The sequence below is a fragment of the Hyphobacterium sp. genome (genome assembly GCF_043584775.1).
Lineage (GTDB): Bacteria > Pseudomonadota > Alphaproteobacteria > Caulobacterales > Maricaulaceae > Hyphobacterium.
Genome location: NZ_CP121327.1, coordinates 2,838,139 through 2,860,285, shown reverse-complemented (window position 1 = coordinate 2,860,285; position 22,147 = coordinate 2,838,139). Strand labels below are relative to the sequence as shown.

Below are 22,147 nucleotides of genomic sequence, written 5' to 3'. Positions count from 1 at the left end.
CCAGCGCGCTCCCGCTGCTTCTCTTTTACCCACAAATTGACATTTACCGCAATTGCCACGCACGTTTCGGTCAAACCGGCGGTGTTCAGAATGGCAACCGAAACCGACAAACTGGAAATTCTGGCCATACAGGCCGCATGGCTTAAAGCCGAGCTGGCTCAAGACATGCGAGCGTTGCGCGACCATATGTGTGCCGACATCACCTTGTGGCCAGATGACGGGCCGCCCATTGAAGGTATCGAGCCGGCCCTTGATACGATAAGGGCAACATATCCAATCCGCGACATCAGTGTGTTCGATGAATCAATTCAGGCGGGCTCTGAGCATGCGTGGAAAACCGCCCGCTTTATCACCCGCATCGACATGGATGGGGAAACGGTCTTGTTTCAAGGCCGTCACCTCTGGATATTGCACCGCGTTGACGGCAGCTGGAAAATCGCCGGAATCAGCTGGAATATCGAACACTAGCGCCGGATCGCGGAAGTCTGGATTTCGCCGAGCTCGACAATGCCTTTCCGTGCAAGGTCAAAAAGTTCATTGAAGTTTTCCTGAGGCAGAGGCCGGTCTTCGGCCGTTGCCTGAATCTCCACAATCCCGCCGGATGCGGTCAGAACAAAGTTCGCATCCGTTGAGGCTTTGCTGTCTTCCTCATACTCCAGATCGAGCCGGGCCGTCCCGTCGACCATGCCGCAGGAAATCGCGGCCAGTTGGTCAAATACCGGATCCGTTTTCAGAACCCCTTCTTCAACGAGCCAACCCATCGCCAGTTTGAGCGCAACCCAGGCACCGGTAATCGATGCGGTGCGCGTTCCGCCATCGGCCTGGATAACATCACAATCCAGCGTGACCTGCCGCTCGCCGAGCGCCCTGAGGTCTGTGACTGCGCGCAGGGAGCGTCCGATCAGGCGCTGGATTTCCTGCGTGCGGCCGGATTGCTTGCCGGACGCGGCCTCCCGGCGGCCGCGTGTATGCGTGGCGCGGGGCAACATGCCATATTCAGCCGTTACCCAGCCTTTGCCGGAATTGCGCATCCACGGCGGAACATTCTCTTCAACGCTGGCGGTACAAAGCACATGCGTATTGCCGCATTTGATCAGGCATGAGCCTTCTGCATAGGGCGAAACACCGGTTTCGATCTTCACCTCCCGAAGGGCATCCAGGGCGCGGCCATAAGGTCTCATATCTCAATTCTCCGACAGGCTTCCCGCTCCGTCTAGCCATGGCGCTGGTGAAGGTAAACCGGCGATCACCGCTTTGCCGGATTGAACGCCACAGCTGCATGTCCTAACTGAGGGTTCAATGACCCTCGACAGACAGAATATGCCCAGCCTGGCGGATCTGGATGAACGTTCGCGGCAGATTTTCCGCGAAATCGTCGATTCCTATCTGGCAACCGGCGATCCGGTCGGCTCCCGCACGCTGTCGCGGCGCGAAGGCGTCGACCTCTCGCCCGCCTCCATCCGCAATACCATGTCGGATCTGGCCGCGATCGGTCTGCTGACAGCGCCGCATCAGAGCGCTGGGCGTCTGCCCACCCATGCCGGGCTGCGCCTTTTCGTGGACGGTTTGTTGCAGGTCGGCGAGCCCTCGGCAGAGGACCGGCAGGCCATAGAAGCGCGGGTCGCGCCAACCGCCGCCAAGGTTTCCGACGTCTTGTCCGAGGCCTCCTCCATGCTGGCCGGACTGGCCGGCGGGGCAGGATTGGTCACCACTCCCTCGCGCGAAACCAGACTGCGCCATGTCGAATTTGTACCGGTCAGCGCGCATGAAACGCTCGCCATCCTGGTATCGGAAGACGGCTCGGTCGAAAATCGCATCATGGTTGCACCGCCGGGCCTGCCGGCGTCGGCCATGGTCGAGGCCGGAAACTATCTTTCCACGCGCCTCAAGGGCCGGTCGCTGAAGCAGGCGATGGAGGAAATCCGCGCCGAGATCAAGGAGCGCCGGGCGTCTCTGGATTCCGCGGCCAGCGCCCTGGTGGAACAGGGATTGGCGAGCTGGTCGGGTGGCGAGGAACGCGCCCTCATCATTCGCGGACAGGCCCAGCTTCTGGACAATGTGGCGGCAGCGGAAGATCTGGAACGCATTCGTATGCTGTTTGACGAAATCGAACGCAAGGAGGGCCTGATTGCCCTTCTGGACAAGACAAAGGATGCCGAAGGCGTGCGCCTTTTCATCGGCGCCGAGAATCCGCTTTTCTCCCTGTCGGGTTCAAGTGTTATCGTCGCTCCCTATATGGACAGCGAACGGCGCATTATCGGGGCGCTCGGCGTAGTCGGGCCGACACGTCTGAATTACGCACGGGTTATCCCCATGGTCGATTATACTGCCCGCGTGGTCGGGCGATTGCTGGAAAAATCCCGCAACTAGACGGGTCAAGAGGACAACATGGCAGAGAATAACGACGATCAACCTATCGAAGACCGGATTGAGGAAATCGAAGCCGCGGAGGCCGCCGCCATGGCCGAAGCGGAAGCTGCGGAAGCCAAAGCCGAGGCGGAACAGTCAGAGCCCTCCCCGGAAGATGCCATTCGGGCCCTTCAGGCCGAACTGGAAGAAACGCGTGACCGGCTTTTGCGCACCGCAGCTGAAGTCCAGAACGCCCGCCGCCGGGCAGAAAAGGACGTGAAGGATGCGCGCCAATACGCCATTTCTGGCTTTGCGGGCGACGTTCTGAATGTTGCCGACAATCTTTCCCGCGCCCTTCAGGTTGCGCAGTCGGAATCGCTGGAAGGACCAGCAAAAACGCTGGTGGACGGCGTTGCGCTTACCGAGAAAACCCTTCTGTCGACGTTGGAACGTCACGGCGTAAAGCGCGTCGATCCGGCTCCGGGCGATGCCTTTGATCCCAATCTTCATCAGGCCACGACACAAATTCCGTCCGAGCACAGATCCGGAACCATCGCGGCAAGCTTTGCACCCGGCTATGTCATCGGCGGACGCACCTTGCGGGCGGCCATGGTGGCGGTTTCCGCTGGCCAACCAGCCGGCGCGCAGGAAAATGATGCAAATCCGGGGGATGGAGAATCTGCACCGGGTTCCGGCGTCGACGTGAAGGCCTGATCCCGGCCGCATATTGATTCCCGCCCTGAATTGCTCTCCTCTGTTCCTCTGAACAGGGGAGAGATTCATGGAATTCCTGATCGCCGCTATCAATGCGCCTTCGAGCTTTGATGCCGCTGCTGCAACCGATGCCTATATTGCAACAATGGATGCGGCCGCGCGCGCCCGGTCGGATGCCTATTTTGAAGGCGGCTACTGGCTCATTCTGGTTAATCTGATCGCGGGCCTGGCCATGGCCTTTCTGCTTTTGCAGACCGGATTTTCAAAAGCGCTTCGCGATCGCGTGCAATCCATCGTCAAATCAAAATCCGTAACGGTTGCGGTCTACGCAGCCGTCTACACGGTCGTGACAACCGTGATCCTCTTTCCACTCACGCTCTGGCAGGGTTATTTCCGCGAACACGCTTACGGACTGTCGACCATGACCCTCGGAGGCTGGCTGGGCGAACAAGCGATCGGGCTCATAACCGGCGTCATTATGGCCGCCCTCTTCCTGACCGTATTCTATATCGTCCTGCGCCTTGCCAAGCAGGCCTGGTGGATGTGGGGCGCGGCCTTTTCGGTTCTGCTTCTGGGCACCGCCATCTTTGTCTCGCCTGTCTTCATCGATCCGCTCTTCAACGAATACACTCCGATGGAAGAAGGCGAATTGCGCGATGATATTCTTGCCCTCGCAGAGGCCAATGGCATTCCGGCTGACAATGTCTATGTCTTTGACGTCTCCCGGCAATCCAACCGCATTACGGCCAATGTGAATGGCCTGTTCGGTACCACGCGGATCGCCCTGTCCGACACACTGATCAATAATACCGATCCCGATGAAGTTCTCGCGGTCATGGGGCATGAAATGGGTCATTATGCGCTCAATCATCTCTGGGAAATGTTCATCATTTTCGCGGTTGTGCTGGCCATCGGATTTGCGTTTACCGACCGGCTTTTCGCCATTCTGAATGCGCGGTTCGGCAAAAATTGGGGCATATCCGGCATCTCGGATATTGCCGGCCTGCCGCTTCTTGCCGCCTGTCTGTCGATCTATTTTTTCCTCGCCACTCCGGTCTTCAACACCGTGATCCGCACCAATGAGGCCGAAGCCGATATTTTCGGTCTCAACGCCGCGCGCGAACCTGACGGATTTGCCACCGCCGCCTTGCGGCTGGCCTCCTATCGCAAGATCGATCCCGGAAGCTGGGAAGAATTTGTCTTCTTTGACCATCCGTCGGGCCGGGCGCGTATTGCCATGTCAATGGAATGGAAGGCCGGTCAGCTGGCATTGGGCGCGGCCGATCAGGCGCCGGAATTGCGACTCGATCGGGCGCGGGCGATATCCAGCGAATTGGGCGCTCAGAATTGATCCTGTCCCGGGATCGGTTGAGCACGCTCACACACGACCTTTGTTGGGCACGGCGATGACAGGGCGTCTCGTCATGACAGCGAGGCATTGTATGTTTGCACGCAGATAAACACAGGAGCCGATATGCTTCCCGACTGGGCCATGGATACGCTTGCCATCCTGACGCAGGTTTTCATCCTGCTGCTGGGAACAGGCGCTCTGCTCGCCATCATATTTTTCATCATTGATATCAGTCAGACCCGTGATGCGGTGCGGCGCAACTATCCTGTTGTCGGCCGGTTCCGAGGGCTCTTCACGACGTTGGGAGAGTTCTTCCGTCAATACTTCTTCGCCATGGACCGGGAGGAATTGCCGTTCAATCGCGCCGAGCGGGATTGGGTCTATCGCTCCTCAAAGGGCGAGGGCGGCACGATTGGTTTTGGATCGACCAAACCCCTGACGCCGGTCGGGACGGCTATTTTCGTCAATTGTCCCTATCCCATGCTGGATGATGATGGCGCCGATGCCGAAAGCATGTTGATCGGTCCTTTTGCGCGCCAACCCTATGATGCGCCCTCCTTTTTCAACATTTCCGGCATGAGTTATGGCGCATTATCGCGTCCCGCAGTGCGCGCCCTGTCGCGCGGAGCCGGAAAGGCCAATATCTGGCTGAATACCGGCGAGGGCGGATTGTCGGATGCGCATCTGGAAGGCGGGTGCGACATCGTTTTCCAGATCGGGACGGCAAAATACGGGGTTCGCAATCCGGAAGGCGGCCTGTCGGATGAAAAGCTGAAAGCCGTGGCCGGGCATGAGCGGGTCCGAATGTTTGAGCTGAAGCTGTCGCAAGGGGCCAAGCCGGGAAAGGGCGGCATTCTTCCGGCAGAAAAAGTCACCGACGAGATTGCAGCCATTCGCGGCATTCCCGCACATCAGGCGTCCCACTCACCCAATCGGCATCCGGAAGTTGGCGACAATAGCGAGCTGCTCGATTTTGTGGCCCATATCCGCGACATCTCCGGCAAGCCTGTCGGCATCAAATTCGTCGTCGGCGCGTATGGCTGGATTGATGAGTTGTGCGAGGACATCAAGGCGCGCGGGATTGAAAGCGCGCCTGATTTTTTCACCATAGATTCGGGCGATGGCGGGACCGGAGCGGCCCCCATGGCATTGATGGACAATGTCGGCCTTCCAATCCGCGAAAGCCTGCCCATGGTCGCCGACATCTTGCGGCGTCATGGCCTGAAGGACCGCATCCGGATTATCGCTTCCGGCAAATTGCTCCTGCCCTCTTCAGTGGCCTGGGCGCTGGCCGCCGGCGCCGACTTCATTCAATGCGGCCGGGGCTTCATGTTCTCGCTGGGCTGTATCCAGGCAATGAAATGCCACAAGAATACCTGCCCGACAGGCGTCACAACCCACAAGAAATCATTGCAACGCGGTCTGGTGCCCAAAGACAAGGCCGAAAAGGTGGCCACATATGCCAATACGCTGCGCGAACATGTTGAGATCATTGCTCATTCCTGCGGCGTCTCCGAACCGCGAAAACTGAAACCCATGCATGTCCGCCTGGTCGAGGCCAATGGCCGGTCAAAAGCCATGGACCGCCTCAACTTCATTCCGCCGGAAGAATTGAGAAAAGCGGGAAGCCTGCCGGAGCAGCACTAGTTTGGCAGTGTCACCCTTCTCATGGTCAGGTTCAAACGCCCCCCGCCCGGCACAAGCGTGCAGGTGCCCGGATAGATGCGGTCCACACCGTGATAGCAGCGCCGCGCCACGCCCCCCAGCACCACAACATCGCCTGATGACAGGATCAGGGAGTGCGTTTTGCCTTTGCGCGTCGGTCCGCCCAGCCGAAATCGCGCCTTGTCGCCCAGAGAAACAGATACAACGGCGGCGTCCGTCGCCTCTTCATCCCAGTCGATATGCAACCCCATGCGGGAGGCCGCCGTATAATAATTGACCAGACAGGCCTCAAAGGGAGCCGGATAATCAGCCACCGCGTCCCAAAGGTCGGTCAGGGATTCAGGCGGATCTGGCCAGGACGCGCCGGTCTCCGGGTGAGCGCGCTCATACCGATAACCCTTTTCCTTGTCGGTCACCCATCCCAGCGGCCCGAAATTCGTCATCGTGACGCTCATCGGTTGACCGGTTCGGGGCATGCAAGGCCTAAAGAAAGGTGCGGATTTCACCGCCTCGCGGATGGCATCCACCAGCTGGTTTTGCCGGGCCCGGTCAAAATAGCCGGGAAGGTATCGGAATCCGTCTGGCAGGGTCATGCCGGAGAGGATAATGGATGTCGCTCATACGATCAGCCACTTTAGCTGCAAACACCTGAATTGATTCGCCCCACGCCCTTGCGGGTTATGTCGCGCCTCCCTATCTCCGGCATCGAGCCGGGTGTCCGGCAACTGGATAATCAAAGAACAGGCGGCAGGGCCTGAAACCTTGGGGGGCTTTCAACCCGTCAACCGGCGCTTCGGGCCGATTGGAAATTCGGGAAAGCCTCGCCCAAAAAGAAAACGGAGACGAAATCGTCATGAGTAAGGTAATCGGTATTGACCTCGGGACCACAAACTCCTGTGTGGCTGTCATGGATGGCGGCAACGCCAAGGTCATCGAGAATTCGGAAGGCGCCCGGACCACCCCGTCCGTCGTGGCGTTTACGGAAGACGGCGAGCGCCTGATTGGTCAGCCGGCCAAGCGTCAGGCCGTCACCAATCCGGAACAGACCTTCTTTGCCATCAAACGCCTCATTGGCCGCGACATGTCGGACCCGATGGTCAAGAAGGACGCCGACATGGTGCCTTACAAGATCATTGCCTCTGACAACAATGATGCCTGGGTTCAGGGCCGCGACAAGAAATACTCCCCGTCGGAAATCTCCGCTTTCATTCTTCAGAAAATGAAAAAGACGGCAGAATCCTATCTCGGCGAGAAGGTCGAGCAGGCCGTCATCACAGTTCCCGCCTACTTCAACGACTCCCAGCGTCAGGCCACCAAGGATGCCGGCAAGATTGCCGGTCTCGAAGTCCTGCGCATCATCAACGAGCCGACCGCAGCAGCGCTCGCCTATGGTCTCGACAAGGGTGATAATCGCACGATTGCCGTCTATGACCTTGGCGGCGGCACATTTGACGTTTCGATCCTTGAAATTGGCGATGGTGTCTTTGAAGTGAAGGCCACCAATGGTGACACCTTCCTGGGCGGTGAGGATTTCGACCTCCGTATCGTCGATTACCTCGCCGACGAGTTCAAGAAAGAGAACGCCATTGACCTGCGCAAGGACAAGCTGGCGCTGCAACGCCTGAAGGAAGAGGCGGAGAAGGCGAAAAAGGAATTGTCGTCTGCCACTTCCTATGAAGTGAACCTGCCCTTCATTACAGCCGATGCCTCGGGTCCGAAACACCTGACCATGAAGCTGTCCCGCGCCAAGCTGGAATCGCTGGTCGAGGATCTGGTCAAGCGCACGATCGAGCCCTGCAAGAAAGCGCTGAAAGATGCCGGCCTGTCCGCATCCGACATTGAGGACGTGGTACTGGTCGGTGGCATGACCCGCATGCCGAAAGTCCAGGAAGCGGTGAAAGGTTTCTTTGGTCGCGAGCCGCACAAGGGTGTGAACCCGGATGAGGTGGTCGCCATGGGCGCGGCCATTCAGGCCGGCGTGCTTCAGGGCGATGTGAAAGACGTGCTCCTGCTGGATGTCACGCCGCTGTCGCTCGGCATCGAAACCCTGGGCGGTGTCTTCACCTCGCTGATCGAACGCAACACGACCATTCCGACCAAGAAGTCGCAAACCTTCTCGACCGCTGAAGACAATCAGCAGGCCGTGACCATCAAGGTCTCGCAAGGCGAACGCCAGATGGCCGCCGATAACAAGCTGTTGGGTCAGTTCGACCTGATGGGTATTGCTCCGGCACCTCGTGGCATGCCTCAGATTGAGGTCACATTCGACATTGATGCCAACGGCATCGTGAATGTGTCCGCCAAGGATAAGGGCACGGGCAAGGAACAGCAAATCCGCATCCAGGCCTCCGGGGGTCTGTCCGACGAGGACATTGACAAGATGGTCAAGGATGCCGAAGCCAATGCCGAGGCCGACAAGAAGCGCAAGGAGCTCGTTGAGGCCAAGAATAACGCCGAGGCGCTGATCCATCAGACCGAAAAACAGCTTGAGGAGTTTGGCGACAAGGTGGGTGACGACGTCAAGGCCGAGATCACCAAGGCGTCAGACGAGCTGAAAGCCGTCAAGGACGGTGAGGATGCTGCCGACATTCAGGCCAAGACCCAGGCTCTGGTTCAGGCCGCGATGAAGCTGGGCGAAGCCATGTATGCGGCTCAGCAGACTGAAGGCGGATCGGACGATACCGGCGATACGGGGTCCGGCGACGAGGATGTCGTGGATGCCGAGTATTCGGAAGTCGACGGTGAGGGCGATGAGTCCTCCGACGACAAGAAAGAAAGCGCTTAACCCGCGTATGGGATGAAAGGCGCCCTGCTCAGGCAGGGCGCCCCTCACCTGAAGGCAGTTTTCCATGGCAAAGCGTGATTATTACGAAGTTCTGGGCGTCGATCGCTCGGTCGACGACAAGGCGCTGAAAAGCGCCTATCGAAAGCTTGCCATGCAGTATCACCCGGACCGCAATCCGAATGATGCAGAGGCCGAAGCCCGCTTCAAGGAAGTTGGCGAAGCCTATGCCGCGCTCTCTGACCCACAGAAACGCGCCGCTTATGACCAGATGGGTCATGCCGCCTTCGAGGGTGGAATGGGCGGCGGCGGTCAGGGCCCCTTCGGGGGCGGCGCAGGCGCCGCTGACTTTGCCGATATCTTCGAGCAGGTGTTTGGAGGCGGTTTTGGCGGAATGGGCGGCGGCCGCCGCGGTGGACGCCGCAGCAATGGTCCGGCACGCGGTTCCGATCTGCGATACGATCTCGAGGTCAATCTCAAGGACGCCTTCGAAGGAAAATCCGAAACACTGAAAGTGCCCACCAACCTCACCTGCGAACGCTGTGAGGGCAATGGCGCTGAGCCCGGCACAACGCTTGAAACCTGCACAACATGTGCGGGTCAGGGCGTGGTCACGGCCGGTAATGGCATGTTCCGGATTCGTCAGACTTGTCCGACCTGTGGTGGACAAGGCAAGACCGTTTCAGATCCCTGCCATGAATGCGATGGCGTTGGCCAGGTCCGCAAGGTGCGGACGCTGAATGTCGATATTCCGGCTGGCGTCGAGGACGGCATGCGGATCCGTCTCGCCGGAGAAGGTGAATCCGGCGCGCGGGGCGGTCCGAGAGGCGACCTCTATATCTTCGTGTCGATCCGGCATGATGATCTGTTCGAGCGCGACGGCCCGAACCTATATTGCCGGGCTACTGTACCCATGGTCACGGCGGCGCTGGGCGGAACGATCTGTTGTCCGGTGATCGATGGCGGCAAGGCGGAATTGAAAATCCCGTCTGCGTCCCAGACAGGCAAGAGAATGCGCCTGAAGGGCAAGGGCATGCCGCGCCTGCGCGGTGGGCCGCGGGGCGACATGATCGTTGAATTGTACGTCGAGACACCGCGCAACCTGACCGACCGCCAGAAAGAATTGCTTCAGGAGTTCTGCGAACTCTCCGGTGGCAATTGTAACCCGGAATCAGATGGCTTTGTGGGCAAGGCCAAACGTTTCTGGGACGATCTGACCAGTGAGGATGGCCGGCCCGGCGTCTAGGCTGACGGAGCCGTCAGATACCAGAGCGCCGCTTTCTGGATGTCGGAAGTAAAGGCCCGGCGAGCGGCATCATTTACCTGTAGGTCGGCCTGAAACAGGGCAGCATCCCGACTAAGACCCATGAGCAGAGTCAGAAGAAACCGGGCTGCAGGCAGTGCAAAATGCGGTGGCTTTATCTTCAACACGGTCAGCGTCTTTGACAAATCCTCTGCCAATCTCTCGGAAGGCTGGGCAAGGTCAACGGCACGACCGGCCAGGCGCGATAACAAGGCCCTGTTGTCCAGCCCGTGTCCGACACAGGCCTCGGCAAGCTGCCCGATCCAGCGATGCACATCCCGATGCCGGCGGGCCTCCTGATTGGCCAGAAGCAGGTTTTCGGTCAAACTCTCCAGCCGATCCGAATAAAGCGCATCCAGCGCCGCGGCCTTGTCTGCAAAGCGGCCATAGAACGCGCCAACCGAGGATTTTGCTTTCCGGGCAATATCCGCAACCGTCAGCGCATCGATGGAATTATCCAGGACGGATTTTTCAAGCACCTTCAATATTCGTTCGCGAGTTGCTCGGCTGCGGGCTTGCATGGCCGGTCTCACGCCCGGCTCGCTCACAGATCGTTCCTTTGGCTGCGTCTTCCATTCCGGCACGGCATTAACTTTCTATTCATACATTCGAATCAACTACTTGCATGATAGTTTTAAATAGAACCAAATTCTAGTTCCTATACAGGGGGGACACGTAAGGGGAGAAATATTCACCTTGTTAACCCTATTGCGGCATGGATTTTACCGATATAGCCCGCCCGTAGCGCCTGAGAGGGTTTCAGCATGGCCTTGAACATTTCGATCGTAGGAATTGGTGGCCGGCTCGGCCGTACAATCGCGCGCGAGATCATTCTGGATGAAAGATTCGAGCTGGTGGGCGGCGTTATACGCGCTGACTCCGACCATGTGGATCAGGATCTGGGAGAAATCGCCGGCACACAATGGCTCGGTAAAGCGGCGAGTATCCGCCTTGAAGATGCCCTGGAGGGGGCTGACGCTGTCATCGACGCGTCCACACCACAGGCCAGCGCCGCAATTGCCCGTCGCCTCGCCGATCTGGGCGGACCGGCTCTGCTATGCGGCGTCACAGGCCTGAATCAAGCCCAGACGGACGCACTTCACGCCGCCAGCGAGGTCTTGCCGGTACTCGCCGCCCGCAATTTTTCGATCGGCATCGCGCTGGTTGAAATGTTGGTGTCAACGGCGGCCGCAGGCCTGCCGCTGGAGCGCTGGGATGCCGAAATCAGCGAAACCCATCATCGCCACAAGGTCGACGCCCCTTCCGGAACAGCGCTCGTTCTGGGCGAATTCATCGCCCGGTCTCGGGGACAGATTCTCGATATGGTGGCCGAGCGGGGCCGCAGTGGCCCGGATCAACCCCGTACTCCCGGCGGCATTGGCTTTGCCTCCTTGCGTGGCGGGGCCATTGTCGGCGAGCATGAAGTGCGCTTCCTGTCCGATAATGAGGAAATATCAATCGGCCACCGGGCACTGGATCGGCGGGTGTTTGCCCTTGGTGCCCTCACAGCCGCACAATGGCTCGTGGGCCAGAAGGCCGGACTCTATTCAATGCGTCATGTCGTCGTCGGTGAAGACGCATGAGCGAGCCCGGGCAGGAAGGGTTTTTGCCCCTCGAGGTAAAGGCTCTGGCCGTTTTCAAACTGGATTACCGCCTCCTTGGCGTCGGACTGTTTCTGATCAGTCTTGGTAGCTTTATCGGAATTGCGGTCTTGACCCACATAAATGGATTGGAGGGGCTGCTTCCAGGTGGGAGTCTGGCACAAGAATTTGAAATCGCGCTCGTATTCAGTGCTTTGTTGGCGCTTGCCATCTGCCTTCAAACCACCGGGCATAATCTCTGGCAACGGGAACTGCCATCACTGAAACGGGCAATCCGTACTGGCCTTCACGATCGATTGGCGCCGTTTGCAACCGGGTTGCCGATTGAATGGGAAAAACCCTATCGCTCTGCCAGTCTGGTGGGCTTTGTTCTCGGAATCGCAATGAACGGCGCCATAATTCTGCAGTCTGAACACCCCGTCCGTATTATGACCGACCCCATTGGAATATGGTTCTTTGTTATGGGCCCGCTTCTCTTGACACTCGGGGCCCGCGGGTTGGTGGATATGTCGCATCAAAGCCGGTTTCTGAAGGACCTGATAGAAAACGGCGCTGTCATCGACCTCACCGACCTAGAGAATTTGCAAGTATTCGGTCGGATGGGGCTTCACGAAGCCCTCTCCTGGAGCCTGATCGCTGTTATCCTAATCCCGGTTTTGGTTATGGGGTTTTCGACCGGGGGCATAGGCGTTGTCGGAACAGGCATCGTCGCCATCACGCTGGCACTGGGCGGTGCCGTCCGGTCGTTCTGGCTCGCCATACAGCCAGTTCAAACCCGGATTTCGCTCGTCAAGGCTGATAAAATCAGATTGCTCAGAGCGGAGATTATCAAGGCGCCGGCCAATGTTGGCGATCTGATTTCTCTTGAAAACTGGGTGTCTGCGCGTCCGGAATGGCCGATTTCCGCCCCCATATCCCGCCGCCTCGCAGTGTATGTCGCCTTACCACTTTTGGCCTGGGCTGGCGCGGCGCTGGTTGATCGAGGTGTTAGCGCACTCATCACTTGACGATTGCCCTGATTGATAGGACAAGCGAGCCGTCAGGAGTTGACATGAGCAGATCCCGCCGTCTTGTTGAAGTTGTTCGCCAACTGAAGAAGGTCGCGCCCAAGGCGTTGACGGCACACCAAATTGCCGAGACCTTCAGCGTGTCCGAGCGCACCATCTACCGCGATATGGCGAAGCTGATTGATTCCGGCGTTCCGATCGAAGGCGAAGCCGGATTGGGCTACTGGCTGGCACCGGATGACGGCCCGCCGCCGATTTCACTAACCTGGCGCCAGGCCCAGATACTCTGGCGCGGCGCCCGCCTGTTAGCGCTCACCGCGGAAGAAGAATTTGCTGCGGACGCGGTCGCGGCGCAAAATCAGCTGGAAAAAATCCTTGGTGCCCAGCGGATAGACCGTATATCTGGCCACCCCATACTGTCACTTAGTGACAAGCTTCGGCCTGCGGATGCGGTTCTGTCAGCGTTTGAGCGCGCCCGAGAGCGGGGTCATGCCATTCGGATTATCTATGTTTCATTGAGCGATGAAGACATTGCCGTCGAAGGCGTGCCAACAGGCATCACACCGATTGGCGAAATGCGCATTTTGACCTTGACATGTCCTGACGGGCTGATTCACATCCGCGCCGAGCGCGTCAAGAAGCTCACCATGCGGGCCTGATTACCAGCTACCCTCATTTTCCATTGTCGCCCATGGCTCCTGCGGTTCGCGTGCCTCGCCGGCTTGCAGGAGCTCGACAGAAATTCCGTCCGGAGATTTCACAAACGCCATCCGGCCATCCCGCGGCGGGCGATGGATGGTGTATCCCAGCCCCGCCATGCGGGAACAAACGGCATAGATGTCCTGAACCCGATAGGCGAGATGGCCGAAATTGCGACCCCTGGAATATTCTTCCGGATCCCAGTTATGGGTGAGCTCGACCGTCGGCAAACCTGCGGGAATAGGGCTTTCCTCGCCGGAATAGCCGCCGCGTTTCATATCGTCCGGACTGGCAAGGAAAATGAGTGTGAATCGCCCGGCCTCGCTGTCATGGCGGCGAATTTCCTTCAAGCCCAGGCCGTCGCAGAAGAATCGCAGCGTTTCATCAACATCGCTGACGCGGATCATGGTGTGGAGATATTCCATCAGTTTTCCTCTTCTTTCGGAGCCCCATCGGCGATCGCGCGGGCACGCCGGGCCCATTTAGGCCGCGCGCGCTTCAGGACAACATCGTCCAGCGGTTCGCCGCGCGCGCGCATCAGCGCAGGATTGAATCCTTCCGGAGCACGCTGATGGTGAAAGCGGGCAGCCAGAAACCCGCAGAACGCCCAGGCGCCTACAAGTCCAAAAAACATGAAGAACATCCAGGGATAATAACCCGGCGCGAAGACATCGCTGGCATCGACCAGATCCGTAATCCAGGCCCAGAAGGCCAGAAGTCCGAATACGGCAGGCGGAGTCACGAGTATGGCGGCAATCAGCGCCGCCGCAGCATAAACCGTCCAGCGCGGCGCATAACCGTTCACATAGAGGCGAACAAATTCCGCTTCACTCACACCCTCAACGGTATGAGCGCGGTCCTCAAGCCGCCCGGCATATTCGACGTGCGCCTCGCGCCCCAGATTCGCCGTTGAGACAAACCACCGGATCAACAAACCCGCTGCAGCAAGCACGGCCAGAATGGCGGCAATCAGAAAGGGATCGGTCATAGGCCAAATCTAGGCGCTTACGGCCTCATAGGCCAGCATGGCGCGCTTGCGATTCACACCCCAGTGATATCCGGTCAGACGGCCATCGGAGGCCAGAACCCGATGGCAGGGGATTAACCAGCTGACCGGATTGGCGCCAACGGCTGCGCCGACCGCTCGCGAAGCCTTGGGCGTACAGACCTCTTGTGCAATGTCCCGATAAGTGACCGTCTGACCGGAGGGAATGCTCAAAAGCGCGCGCCAGACCTGGCGCTGCCAAGGTGTGCCGTACAATGCCAGCGGGATTGGCCCTCCACCTCCGACAAATATTCGATCTGCCCAGCGCAGGGCTTCATCATCATCACGGCGGTAATCCGCTGCCGGGTATCGCGCCGTCAGATCGGCAATCGCCGTAGCAAGATCCGGATCGGCAAAGGCCAGTGCCGACAGGCCGCGCGGCGCGATCAGGAAGACGCCTTGTCCGAACGGCGTCGGCGCCGCGCCCCAGACAAAGGACAGGCCCGCCCCTCGAGACCTGGCCTGACCGGGTGTGACCGCCTCATGCGCGATGAAAAGGTCATGAAGGCGTCCGGGCCCGGACAATCCGGCCTCGAAACTCGCATCCAGCATATTGGCACCATCCTCCATGGCCGCTCTCGCAGCAGAATGTGCCAGCGCACCGACATATTTCTTCGGACTCAGCCCCACCCAGCGCGAAAACACGCGTTGGAAATGATGCGGAGAAAGGCCGGCTTCGCGCGCAGCAGCATCCAGATCAGGATGGTCTCGCCAATGATCACCGAGAAAGCTCAGCGCGTCAGCGATTCGGTCAAAGTCGCGTTCCGCCGCGTGAAGGTCATAGATTTGGGATTCGTGAGCGTGTGTCATGGCCCGAGAATGACGCGGCGCGCGATCAGGCGCCACCCGATTCTTGCGCTATGGGCTGACGCGCCCGGCTCAATGCGCGTTCAATGGCCTCACCCAGATCGGGGCGTTCGGGCGGGCTGAGAAAGCTTCCAACGACCAGCCGCTTGCCGGACGCAGACAATTCAACGGCCGCATCATGCTTTCCCGCCTGATGAATTTTCACGCGCGTCCACGCGGTCGGCAGAACATAATGGCGCGTTGCGCCATTGGGGTGCTGGCGATGAATGAGAATCCGGTCCCGTGCAATACGAATGATTTCACGGCGCCGCCCATCCCGGTAACTGACCTTGAAGGCCAGCCAGACCAGAAAAATATCAAGGCCAAAAAAGAAGGGGATGGGCCAGGCCCCCATACGCAGATATGCCAGACCCGCCACAAAACTCATTCCGGCCAGCACCGCCATTAACGCGATAAATCCCGGATTGGGCAGGGAGCGGTTGGGCGCAAGAACGGCATCCATGAAGAGCGGGCCCTCCGGAGCGTTCGGCAGGCGGGATTCAGGAGGGCAGGATTCAACAGGGCCACGCATGGGGCGAAATATAGTTGCACTTCCCGGAATGTCGCGTGACGAATTGGCCCACATCCATTAGGGCCAGAGCATGGTCGCCCCCGCCCTCCTTCTTGGCTTCGCCATCACCGCGCTGATCATAGAGCTGACGCCCGGACCCAACATGGCCTGGCTGGCGCTGCTCAGCGCAACAGAAGGACGAAAGGCAGGGCTCGCCGCGACCGCTGGAATTGCCGTCGGCCTGCTCCTGATTGCCGCAGTGTCGGCGCTCGGCCTTGCGGCTTTGATCGACAACCACCCGGCTATCTACGAAACACTGCGATGGGCGGGGGCATTGTTCCTGCTTTATCTGGCATGGGAGGGATGGCGGGCGGCGGGCGAATCCTCGCCGGCCTCCACAAGATCCGGAGCGGCCCGTCATGCCTGGCGCGGTTTCGTGATCAATGCCCTCAACCCCAAGGCTGCGTTTTTCTTCGTGACCGTGCTGCCGGAATTTGTCTCCCCGGCCATGCCGGCGGCACCGCAGACGATCACTCTGGCGCTGACATCGGTGACGATTGCAACCCTGATTCATCTCGCGCTGGTCTTGATGGCGGGCAGCATTCAGGCCTTCATTGCGGATGAAGCGCGAAACCGTTTGACCCGGCGCATCCTGTCTCTGGCGCTGGTCGCCGTGGCCATCTGGCTTTTCATCTCTGCCGCGCGTTAGGACTTGGCGAAGGCGCCGCGCCAGTCTATTCCGCCTCCATGCCCCGCAAGAAGAAACCGGCCCCGTTCACAACCGAAGAAGCGACAGACCTCTTCGCCCGCCTTGCAGAAGTCCGGCCGGAGCCGCAAACCGAACTCGATTACGTCAATCCATTCACACTGGTTGTGGCCGTCGCCCTGTCAGCGCAAGCCACCGATGTCGGCGTCAACAAGGCCACGCGAAAACTGTTTGAGGCCGCCGACACGCCGGAGAAGATGGTGGCACTGGGTGAGGACGCGATTCGCGAGCACATCAAGACGATCGGCCTCTTTCGTAACAAGGCAAAGAATGTATTCGCCTTGTCGAAAATGATCCTTGAGGAGTTCGGGGGCGAGGTTCCGCAAACCCGCGAGGCGCTGGAGCGCCTCCCGGGCGTCGGGCGCAAGACCGCAAATGTTGTGATGAATGAGGCCTTTGGCGAACCAACCATCGCCGTCGATACCCATATTTTCCGGGTCTCCAACCGGACAAATCTGGCGCCGGGCAAAAACCCGCTTGAGGTCGAGCTGAAGCTCGAAAAAATCATCCCCGCGCAATATCTGAAAGGCGCCCACCACTGGCTGATCCTGCACGGTCGCTATACCTGCAAGGCGCGCAAACCGGATTGTGGGAATTGCGCCATTGCCGATCTTTGCCGGTATGACGCGAAAACGCCCGCCTAGCCGGGTCGCACTATGCTTTCATAGTCGAACGCATCCCGCAGACCATCCCGCAAATCCCGCATCGTCGCGTTATTGCAGCCCTGATACCAGAGCACGGTGTGCGACCCCCGGCGATTGGTCCAGGTGATTGTTATGCTGGGCATGTCCGACAAGGGCGGGCCGGGGCAGACATCGGGATTGTTGAAGGTGAATTCGGCCGGGAGGTCGAAGAAATCGGCATTCTCCAGCAAATCCTCCATCCGCGCATAGCTGCCGGCGTCCAGGTCGCCCTCGGAAAAACCATTGACCCGAGTAAAGCGCTCGCCATTCAGCAGATAATGATCATCCGGCGTGATCGTCACATCATAGATCGGGCATTGGCCAAAGCAGGCCCCCTCTGAAATCTGGATCGACTGACTATTGTTGGAAGTCGTCGCACAGGCGGCGAGAGCAAAAAGCGAAATGGTCAGCAAAAAGAGACGCATCGAATGTCCTCCGGGTGATTTTCACCATCCTGCCGCAGAACCGCGGCAAAGTCATGGCATTCACGCCGGGTTTGCTAACAACCGGTCAAGCGCTGCCGAAAAATGCGCGCCCATATACTCACCCTGTTCCGGATAGAGATAGGGCTCGATCAATTCCAGCTCCATCACCTTCCACCCCCCATCAGCGCCGCGCATCAGATCGACACGGGCATAGAGTAGCGGACCTGCAACCGACTCAAGCGCCGCATGAGCAACCGCCAGAGCATCTTCCGGGGGATCGGCCTTCTCTTCTTTGGCGCCATACATGGACTGCGTGCGGTAATCCCCCGCCTTGGGTTTCTTGACGAGCCCATGAGAGAAAACGCGGTCAAAGAATAAGAGGGTAAGCTCGCCTTCGCTTTCTGCAGCCTTCAAAAAGGGCTGGATAAGACAGGCGGACGGCGGCAATGCCGCAGCATCTGGTATCGGATCGCTCCTTTTCAGCCGCGCTTGCCGCCAGGCACTGGCCCCGATGCGCGGTTTGATGACGACATCGTCCGCGCCCAGCGTATCAAAAGCGCTCCGGATTGACCGCTCATCCGCCCTATCGGCCCAGACCGTCGGAATGGTGGCAATGCCCTGATCACTCAGATTGCGCAGATAGGATTTGTCGGAATTCCACTTGATCGTGCCGACCGGATTGAGCAAACGGGTTGTTGCACCGAGCTTGTCCAGGGTTTCAAGGAAAAGGTCCGGCTTCTCCATATAATCCCAACACGTGCCGATGATCGCGGCTTCATAGGGGGACAAATCAAGATCCGGCGCATCCCAGATCTGCTCCTCAAGCGTGATCAGACGATGTTTGCAAGCGGAAGAAAGGGCGGCAAATTCGAGCGTGTGTTCCCACGCATCCTCGCGGGCATCGGCATGATCTTCCAGCATGCAGGTGGCGGTGAGAAAGGCGACACGTTTCATGTTCAAGCGGTTAGCGCGCACAAGCACAGCCCGCAAGCTTGCCGCGCGGTTGGGGCCGCGCTAAGGCCGGAGCAGAAAAGCCAGCTAGCGTTAATGCGCAGGAGCCGAAAATGAGCCAGCACGCCTATGATGTGATCGGTGTCGGGAACGCAATCGTTGATGTGATCGCCTCTTGCGATGATGCCTTTCTGACCGAGCAAGATATTGAAAAAGGCGCGATGACGCTGATTGATGAGGCCCGCGCCGAAGAGCTTTACGCCGCCATGGCACCCGGCAAGGAAGTGTCGGGAGGCTCTGCCGCCAACACGCTCGCGGGCATTGCCTCTTTCGGCGGACGCGGCGCCTATATCGGAAAAGTATCCGGCGATGAACTCGGCGAAATTTTTCGCCACGATCTGAATGCTGCCGGCGTGGACTACAAGACGGCGCCTCTGGGTGAGGGGCCTTTGACCGCACGCTGCCTGATCAATGTCACACCCGACGCGCAACGATCAATGTCGACCTTTCTGGGCGCATCGGTGTTCTTTTCGGAAGACGATATTGATGCCGACAAGATTGCGGCTGCCCGCATCACCTATCTGGAAGGCTATCTGTTTGACCGCGACGAGGCCAAGGAAGCTTTTGTCAAAGCAGCAGAAATTGCCAAGGCCGCCAATCGTCTCACATCCCTGACCCTGTCCGACAGCTTCTGCGTTGATCGCCACCGCGCCGCTTTCCGGCAACTCGTGCGCAATCACGTCGATATTCTGTTTGCCAACGAGGCAGAGCTGATTTCGCTATACGAAACCGACAATTTCGATGCAGCGCTTGACGCCGTAAAGGCTGAAACCCGTATCGCTGCGATCACACGCTCGGAAAAAGGCGCGGTCCTGATCGACAAGGGAGACGCGCTGGCGATTCCCGCCGAGCCGGTGAGCCGGATTGTCGACACGACCGGCGCGGGCGATCTGTTCGCAGCAGGTATGTTAACCGGACTGGCAAAAGGACTTGATCTTGAAACCTCGGGACGGCTTGGCGCCATCGCTGCCGCCGAGATCATATCCCATATCGGTGCGCGGCCGAATATCCGGCTGAAAGACCTGGCTGAATCAAAAGGCATAGAATTGTCGGACTGATCCCAAGTATTTCGCGGGTGTTAACCGCACTCTTCAAATGCTGCCTCAGTCCGTTAACGAAACCTGATTGCGGTTTTAACCGTGTTTCAAACCCTTTCTGCCATCTTGCTCCCAACGAGAAGAAAAATCTCCGGGTGGTAGGACATGTTTCCAATTGGTTTGAACGACCTTTTTGCGTCTGAAAGCTGCATGTCTGCGCCGGTCCGGAACAGCTGACCAAAGGCGCGCCATGGCACCGCTTCACAGCCTGATTTCACGTTTCATGCGTTCGCTCGTAATGAAGTTTACCTTCATGACGGCTCTACTCATGATCGGCACGGCAACATTCCTCCTCGTGATCGAGAACCGGAATGATCGCCAGGAAAATGAATCTGTACTGATCGAACGCGCCGGGATGAAGGCTCAGATCCTCGCGCTCAACGTCTCTGATGACATTCTGGCGGACGATCGGTCACGCCTTCAATCGCGTGTATCCAGCCTTGTGGAGCGCGCGGATGTGACCCAGGCATTCATTGCCGATGCGCGCCGCCGCACACTTGTTCACAGCGATCCAACCGCATTTGGCCAGTCCAGCCTGGCGACGGACCCGCTTGTCGTGATGGCGCTGGGGTCGGGCGAAACGCGTTCGGAGATCAGAGGCAATGCGGTGCATGTCGCCGCTCCGGTTTACAGCGCCGCGAACCGGTTGGTCGGCGTTGTCTATACCCAGTCGCCCATGGACGAGCTTTACGCCGCTTCGCGTGCCTCCCTGCAGCGCCACGTCCTGACAGCGACCATTGCCCTGTTGATCTTTTTGCCGATTGCCGGCGCACTCGTCTTCTGGTCGCTACGGCCGATTGCCCGTCTGACGGATGCGGCCCGCACGGCCTCTTCCAAATCGCTCGATGTGCGTATCAATGTGAAAACCGGCGATGAGCTGGAGGTCCTGGCGAATGCCTTCAACCGCATGCTGTCGCGGATCGATTCCAATCTGAAGCGGATTCACCGTCTTGCCTATGTCGACATGGTGACAGAATTGCCCAATCGCGAGCGCTTCCGCAAGGAAGTGGAGCGCGTCACGCGCAATGCGGTTGAAGAAGAAACCAGCGGCGCTGTGCTCTTTCTCGATCTCGACCGGTTCAAGCGCGTCAACGACTCGCTGGGAATTGGTGAAGGCGACAAGCTGCTCGAGATGGTCGCAAGGCGCTTGCGCGAAGCGGCCCGGGGACACGATCTCGCCCGTGGCGGCGAAGGCGAGCCCTCAATGGTCGCGCGTCTGGGTGGCGACGAATTTACCGTTCTCGTGCCTCACGTTGAGAATTCCGCTGACGTCGCCCGCTATGCCCAGCAAATCATCTCGGCCATTCGCCGGCCTTTTGATGTGTCCGGTCACCAGGTTTTCCTGGGAGTGAGTGTCGGTATTGCCGTCTTCCCACAGGATGGCGCTGAACCTGAAAGCCTGTTGCGTCACGCCGACCTGGCCATGGCGCACGCCAAGGAAACAGGCGGAAATGCCGCGCATTTCTTCGAACCGAAAATGAACCAGACGGCTTTCGAACGCCTGGTTCTGGAGAATGAGCTGCGCGATGCCGTCAAGCTGGATCAGCTCGTCGTTTTCTACCAGCCAAAGGTCCGGATGAGCGACGGTATTATCGAAGGGTCGGAAGCGCTGGTGCGCTGGAACCACCCGACGTCGGGGCTTCTGACGCCCGGCCACTTTATCGAAGCCGCCGAGGAATCCGGCCTGATCGTCGAAATCGGCGACTGGGTCATGCGCAATGCCTGCCGTCAGGCGGCAGAATGGGCCAGCCATGGATTGCGCCTGCCGGTAGCGGTCAACGTCTCGGCCATGCAGTTCGAGCGGCCGGGCTTTGCCGACAATGTCATGGAAATTCTTGAGCATACCGGCCTGCCCCCCGAATTGCTCGAAATCGAACTTACCGAATCCATTGCGATGCGGGATCCGCAACGCGTCATTGATCAGGTCCAGCCCCTGCGCGATCGCGGTGTGAAATTCGCCATTGATGATTTCGGAACGGGTCACTCCTCGCTGTCTTACCTGACGCGGATGCCGTTTGACGTCTTCAAGATTGACCAGAGCTTTGTCCGGTCGATGTCGCAAGACCCGCACTCGCGGGCCGTGGTTGAAACCATTCTGGCGCTCGCCAAGGCGCTGAAACTCAAAACCGTTGCCGAGGGCGTGGAAACAACCGAACAGCTGGCCGCCCTCCGGGAAGACGGCGCTACGCTGGCTCAGGGCTACCTTTTCTCGAGACCGGTTCCGGCAGAAGATTTTGAAATCTATGCCCGAAACAGCCTGGCTGATGAAATCAAGGCGGTCAGCGCCTGATC

The 22,147-nt window shown here is 58.9% G+C and carries 23 protein-coding genes; 14 read left to right on the top strand and 9 right to left on the bottom strand.

The genetic code is table 11. The annotated features are described in order from the left end of the window. Nucleotides 1-90 precede the first annotated feature (90 nt). Entirely contained in the window at nucleotides 91-468 is a 378-nt protein-coding gene (locus P0D52_RS14270; protein ID WP_394693316.1) for a YybH family protein, read from the top strand. Here the strand turns inward: P0D52_RS14270 and rph are convergent. Next, nucleotides 465-1,181 carry a ribonuclease PH gene (gene rph, locus P0D52_RS14265; RefSeq protein WP_394693315.1) on the bottom strand — a complete coding sequence of 239 codons (717 nt, stop codon included), beginning with the start codon at nucleotides 1,179-1,181 and terminating at the stop codon, nucleotides 465-467. The genes P0D52_RS14270 and rph overlap by 4 nt on opposite strands. 118 nt (nucleotides 1,182-1,299) lie before the next feature. On the opposite strand from rph, the gene hrcA reads away from it, so the two are divergent. The 4 genes from hrcA (at nucleotide 1,300) to P0D52_RS14245 (ending at nucleotide 6,061) form a co-directional block, all read left to right on the top strand. Next, nucleotides 1,300-2,370 carry a heat-inducible transcriptional repressor HrcA gene (gene hrcA / locus P0D52_RS14260; RefSeq protein ID WP_394693314.1) on the top strand — a complete coding sequence of 357 codons (1,071 nt, stop codon included), beginning with the start codon at nucleotides 1,300-1,302 and terminating at the stop codon, nucleotides 2,368-2,370. Between the two features lie 18 nt (nucleotides 2,371-2,388). Continuing rightward, a complete protein-coding gene (grpE, locus tag P0D52_RS14255; RefSeq protein ID WP_394693313.1) occupies nucleotides 2,389-3,063 on the top strand; it encodes a nucleotide exchange factor GrpE in 675 nt (224 codons plus the stop codon). Nucleotides 3,064-3,130: 67 nt separating this feature from the next. Continuing rightward, nucleotides 3,131-4,414, top strand: a complete 1,284-nt coding sequence (locus P0D52_RS14250; RefSeq protein ID WP_394693312.1) for a M48 family metallopeptidase — start codon at nucleotides 3,131-3,133, stop codon at nucleotides 4,412-4,414. Between the two features lie 123 nt (nucleotides 4,415-4,537). Further along, nucleotides 4,538-6,061, top strand: coding sequence for an FMN-binding glutamate synthase family protein (locus P0D52_RS14245; RefSeq protein ID WP_394693311.1), 1,524 nt, complete (start codon nucleotides 4,538-4,540; stop codon nucleotides 6,059-6,061). Here the strand turns inward: P0D52_RS14245 and P0D52_RS14240 are convergent. Continuing rightward, the gene (locus tag P0D52_RS14240) at nucleotides 6,058-6,672 is read right to left on the bottom strand and encodes an alpha-ketoglutarate-dependent dioxygenase AlkB family protein (protein WP_394693310.1); all 615 of its coding nucleotides are present in this window, start codon (nucleotides 6,670-6,672) and stop codon (nucleotides 6,058-6,060) included. The genes P0D52_RS14245 and P0D52_RS14240 overlap by 4 nt on opposite strands. Before the next feature lie 260 nt (nucleotides 6,673-6,932). Between P0D52_RS14240 and dnaK the strand changes: the two genes are divergently transcribed. Together dnaK and dnaJ are read left to right on the top strand one after the other, a co-directional pair. Beyond that, a complete protein-coding gene (dnaK, locus tag P0D52_RS14235) occupies nucleotides 6,933-8,864 on the top strand; it encodes a molecular chaperone DnaK (protein WP_394693309.1) in 1,932 nt (643 codons plus the stop codon). A 64-nt stretch (nucleotides 8,865-8,928) separates the two neighbouring features. Continuing rightward, on the top strand, nucleotides 8,929-10,107 hold the full coding sequence (gene dnaJ / locus P0D52_RS14230; RefSeq protein ID WP_394693308.1) for a molecular chaperone DnaJ: 1,179 nt from the start codon (nucleotides 8,929-8,931) through the stop codon (nucleotides 10,105-10,107). Here dnaJ and P0D52_RS14225 read toward each other — a convergent pair. Next, entirely contained in the window at nucleotides 10,104-10,685 is a 582-nt protein-coding gene (locus P0D52_RS14225) for a TetR/AcrR family transcriptional regulator (RefSeq protein ID WP_394693307.1), read from the bottom strand. The two genes, dnaJ and P0D52_RS14225, sit on opposite strands and share 4 nt — an antisense overlap. Nucleotides 10,686-10,928: 243 nt before the next feature. On the opposite strand from P0D52_RS14225, the gene dapB reads away from it, so the two are divergent. Genes dapB through P0D52_RS14210 form a run of 3 tightly spaced genes read left to right on the top strand, consistent with a single transcriptional unit; the run spans nucleotide 10,929 to nucleotide 13,431 of the window. Further along, nucleotides 10,929-11,747 carry a 4-hydroxy-tetrahydrodipicolinate reductase gene (gene dapB / locus P0D52_RS14220; protein WP_394693306.1) on the top strand — a complete coding sequence of 273 codons (819 nt, stop codon included), beginning with the start codon at nucleotides 10,929-10,931 and terminating at the stop codon, nucleotides 11,745-11,747. Beyond that, nucleotides 11,744-12,772 (top strand): hypothetical protein, encoded by a 1,029-nt coding sequence (locus P0D52_RS14215; RefSeq protein ID WP_394693305.1) that lies wholly within the window; start codon nucleotides 11,744-11,746, stop codon nucleotides 12,770-12,772. Before dapB ends, P0D52_RS14215 begins: the two co-directional genes overlap by 4 nt. Nucleotides 12,773-12,816: 44 nt before the next feature. Then, a complete protein-coding gene (locus P0D52_RS14210) occupies nucleotides 12,817-13,431 on the top strand; it encodes a helix-turn-helix transcriptional regulator (RefSeq protein ID WP_394693304.1) in 615 nt (204 codons plus the stop codon). On the opposite strand, the gene P0D52_RS14205 is transcribed toward P0D52_RS14210, so the two are convergent. Genes P0D52_RS14205 through P0D52_RS14190 form a run of 4 tightly spaced genes read right to left on the bottom strand, consistent with a single transcriptional unit; the run spans nucleotide 13,432 to nucleotide 15,825 of the window. Next, the gene (locus P0D52_RS14205) at nucleotides 13,432-13,896 is read right to left on the bottom strand and encodes a VOC family protein (protein ID WP_394693303.1); all 465 of its coding nucleotides are present in this window, start codon (nucleotides 13,894-13,896) and stop codon (nucleotides 13,432-13,434) included. After that, complete coding sequence (locus P0D52_RS14200; protein WP_394693302.1) at nucleotides 13,896-14,459, bottom strand: hypothetical protein; 564 nt, start codon at nucleotides 14,457-14,459, stop codon at nucleotides 13,896-13,898. The genes P0D52_RS14205 and P0D52_RS14200 overlap by 1 nt, the downstream gene beginning before the upstream one ends. A gap of 9 nt (nucleotides 14,460-14,468) precedes the next feature. Then, nucleotides 14,469-15,326, bottom strand: coding sequence for a methylated-DNA--[protein]-cysteine S-methyltransferase (locus tag P0D52_RS14195; RefSeq protein ID WP_394693301.1), 858 nt, complete (start codon nucleotides 15,324-15,326; stop codon nucleotides 14,469-14,471). A gap of 25 nt (nucleotides 15,327-15,351) precedes the next feature. Beyond that, nucleotides 15,352-15,825 (bottom strand): DUF2244 domain-containing protein, encoded by a 474-nt coding sequence (locus P0D52_RS14190; protein WP_394693300.1) that lies wholly within the window; start codon nucleotides 15,823-15,825, stop codon nucleotides 15,352-15,354. Nucleotides 15,826-15,964: 139 nt separating this feature from the next. Here P0D52_RS14190 and P0D52_RS14185 point away from each other — a divergent pair, with 139 nt between their 5' ends. Further along, nucleotides 15,965-16,582, top strand: coding sequence for a LysE family translocator (locus tag P0D52_RS14185; protein WP_394693299.1), 618 nt, complete (start codon nucleotides 15,965-15,967; stop codon nucleotides 16,580-16,582). A 38-nt stretch (nucleotides 16,583-16,620) separates the two neighbouring features. After that, nucleotides 16,621-17,283 (top strand): endonuclease III, encoded by a 663-nt coding sequence (nth, locus tag P0D52_RS14180; RefSeq protein WP_394693298.1) that lies wholly within the window; start codon nucleotides 16,621-16,623, stop codon nucleotides 17,281-17,283. Here the strand turns inward: nth and P0D52_RS14175 are convergent. After that, complete coding sequence (locus tag P0D52_RS14175; RefSeq protein WP_394693297.1) at nucleotides 17,280-17,747, bottom strand: DUF6438 domain-containing protein; 468 nt, start codon at nucleotides 17,745-17,747, stop codon at nucleotides 17,280-17,282. The genes nth and P0D52_RS14175 overlap by 4 nt on opposite strands. Before the next feature lie 60 nt (nucleotides 17,748-17,807). After that, nucleotides 17,808-18,701: a RimK family alpha-L-glutamate ligase gene (locus tag P0D52_RS14170; RefSeq protein WP_394693296.1), complete on the bottom strand. Its 894-nt coding sequence runs from the start codon at nucleotides 18,699-18,701 to the stop codon at nucleotides 17,808-17,810. Between the two features lie 110 nt (nucleotides 18,702-18,811). Between P0D52_RS14170 and P0D52_RS14165 the strand changes: the two genes are divergently transcribed. Beyond that, complete coding sequence (locus P0D52_RS14165) at nucleotides 18,812-19,816, top strand: adenosine kinase (protein WP_394693295.1); 1,005 nt, start codon at nucleotides 18,812-18,814, stop codon at nucleotides 19,814-19,816. Nucleotides 19,817-20,045: 229 nt separating this feature from the next. Continuing rightward, nucleotides 20,046-22,145 carry a putative bifunctional diguanylate cyclase/phosphodiesterase gene (locus P0D52_RS14160; protein WP_394693294.1) on the top strand — a complete coding sequence of 700 codons (2,100 nt, stop codon included), beginning with the start codon at nucleotides 20,046-20,048 and terminating at the stop codon, nucleotides 22,143-22,145. Nucleotides 22,146-22,147 lie beyond the last annotated feature (2 nt).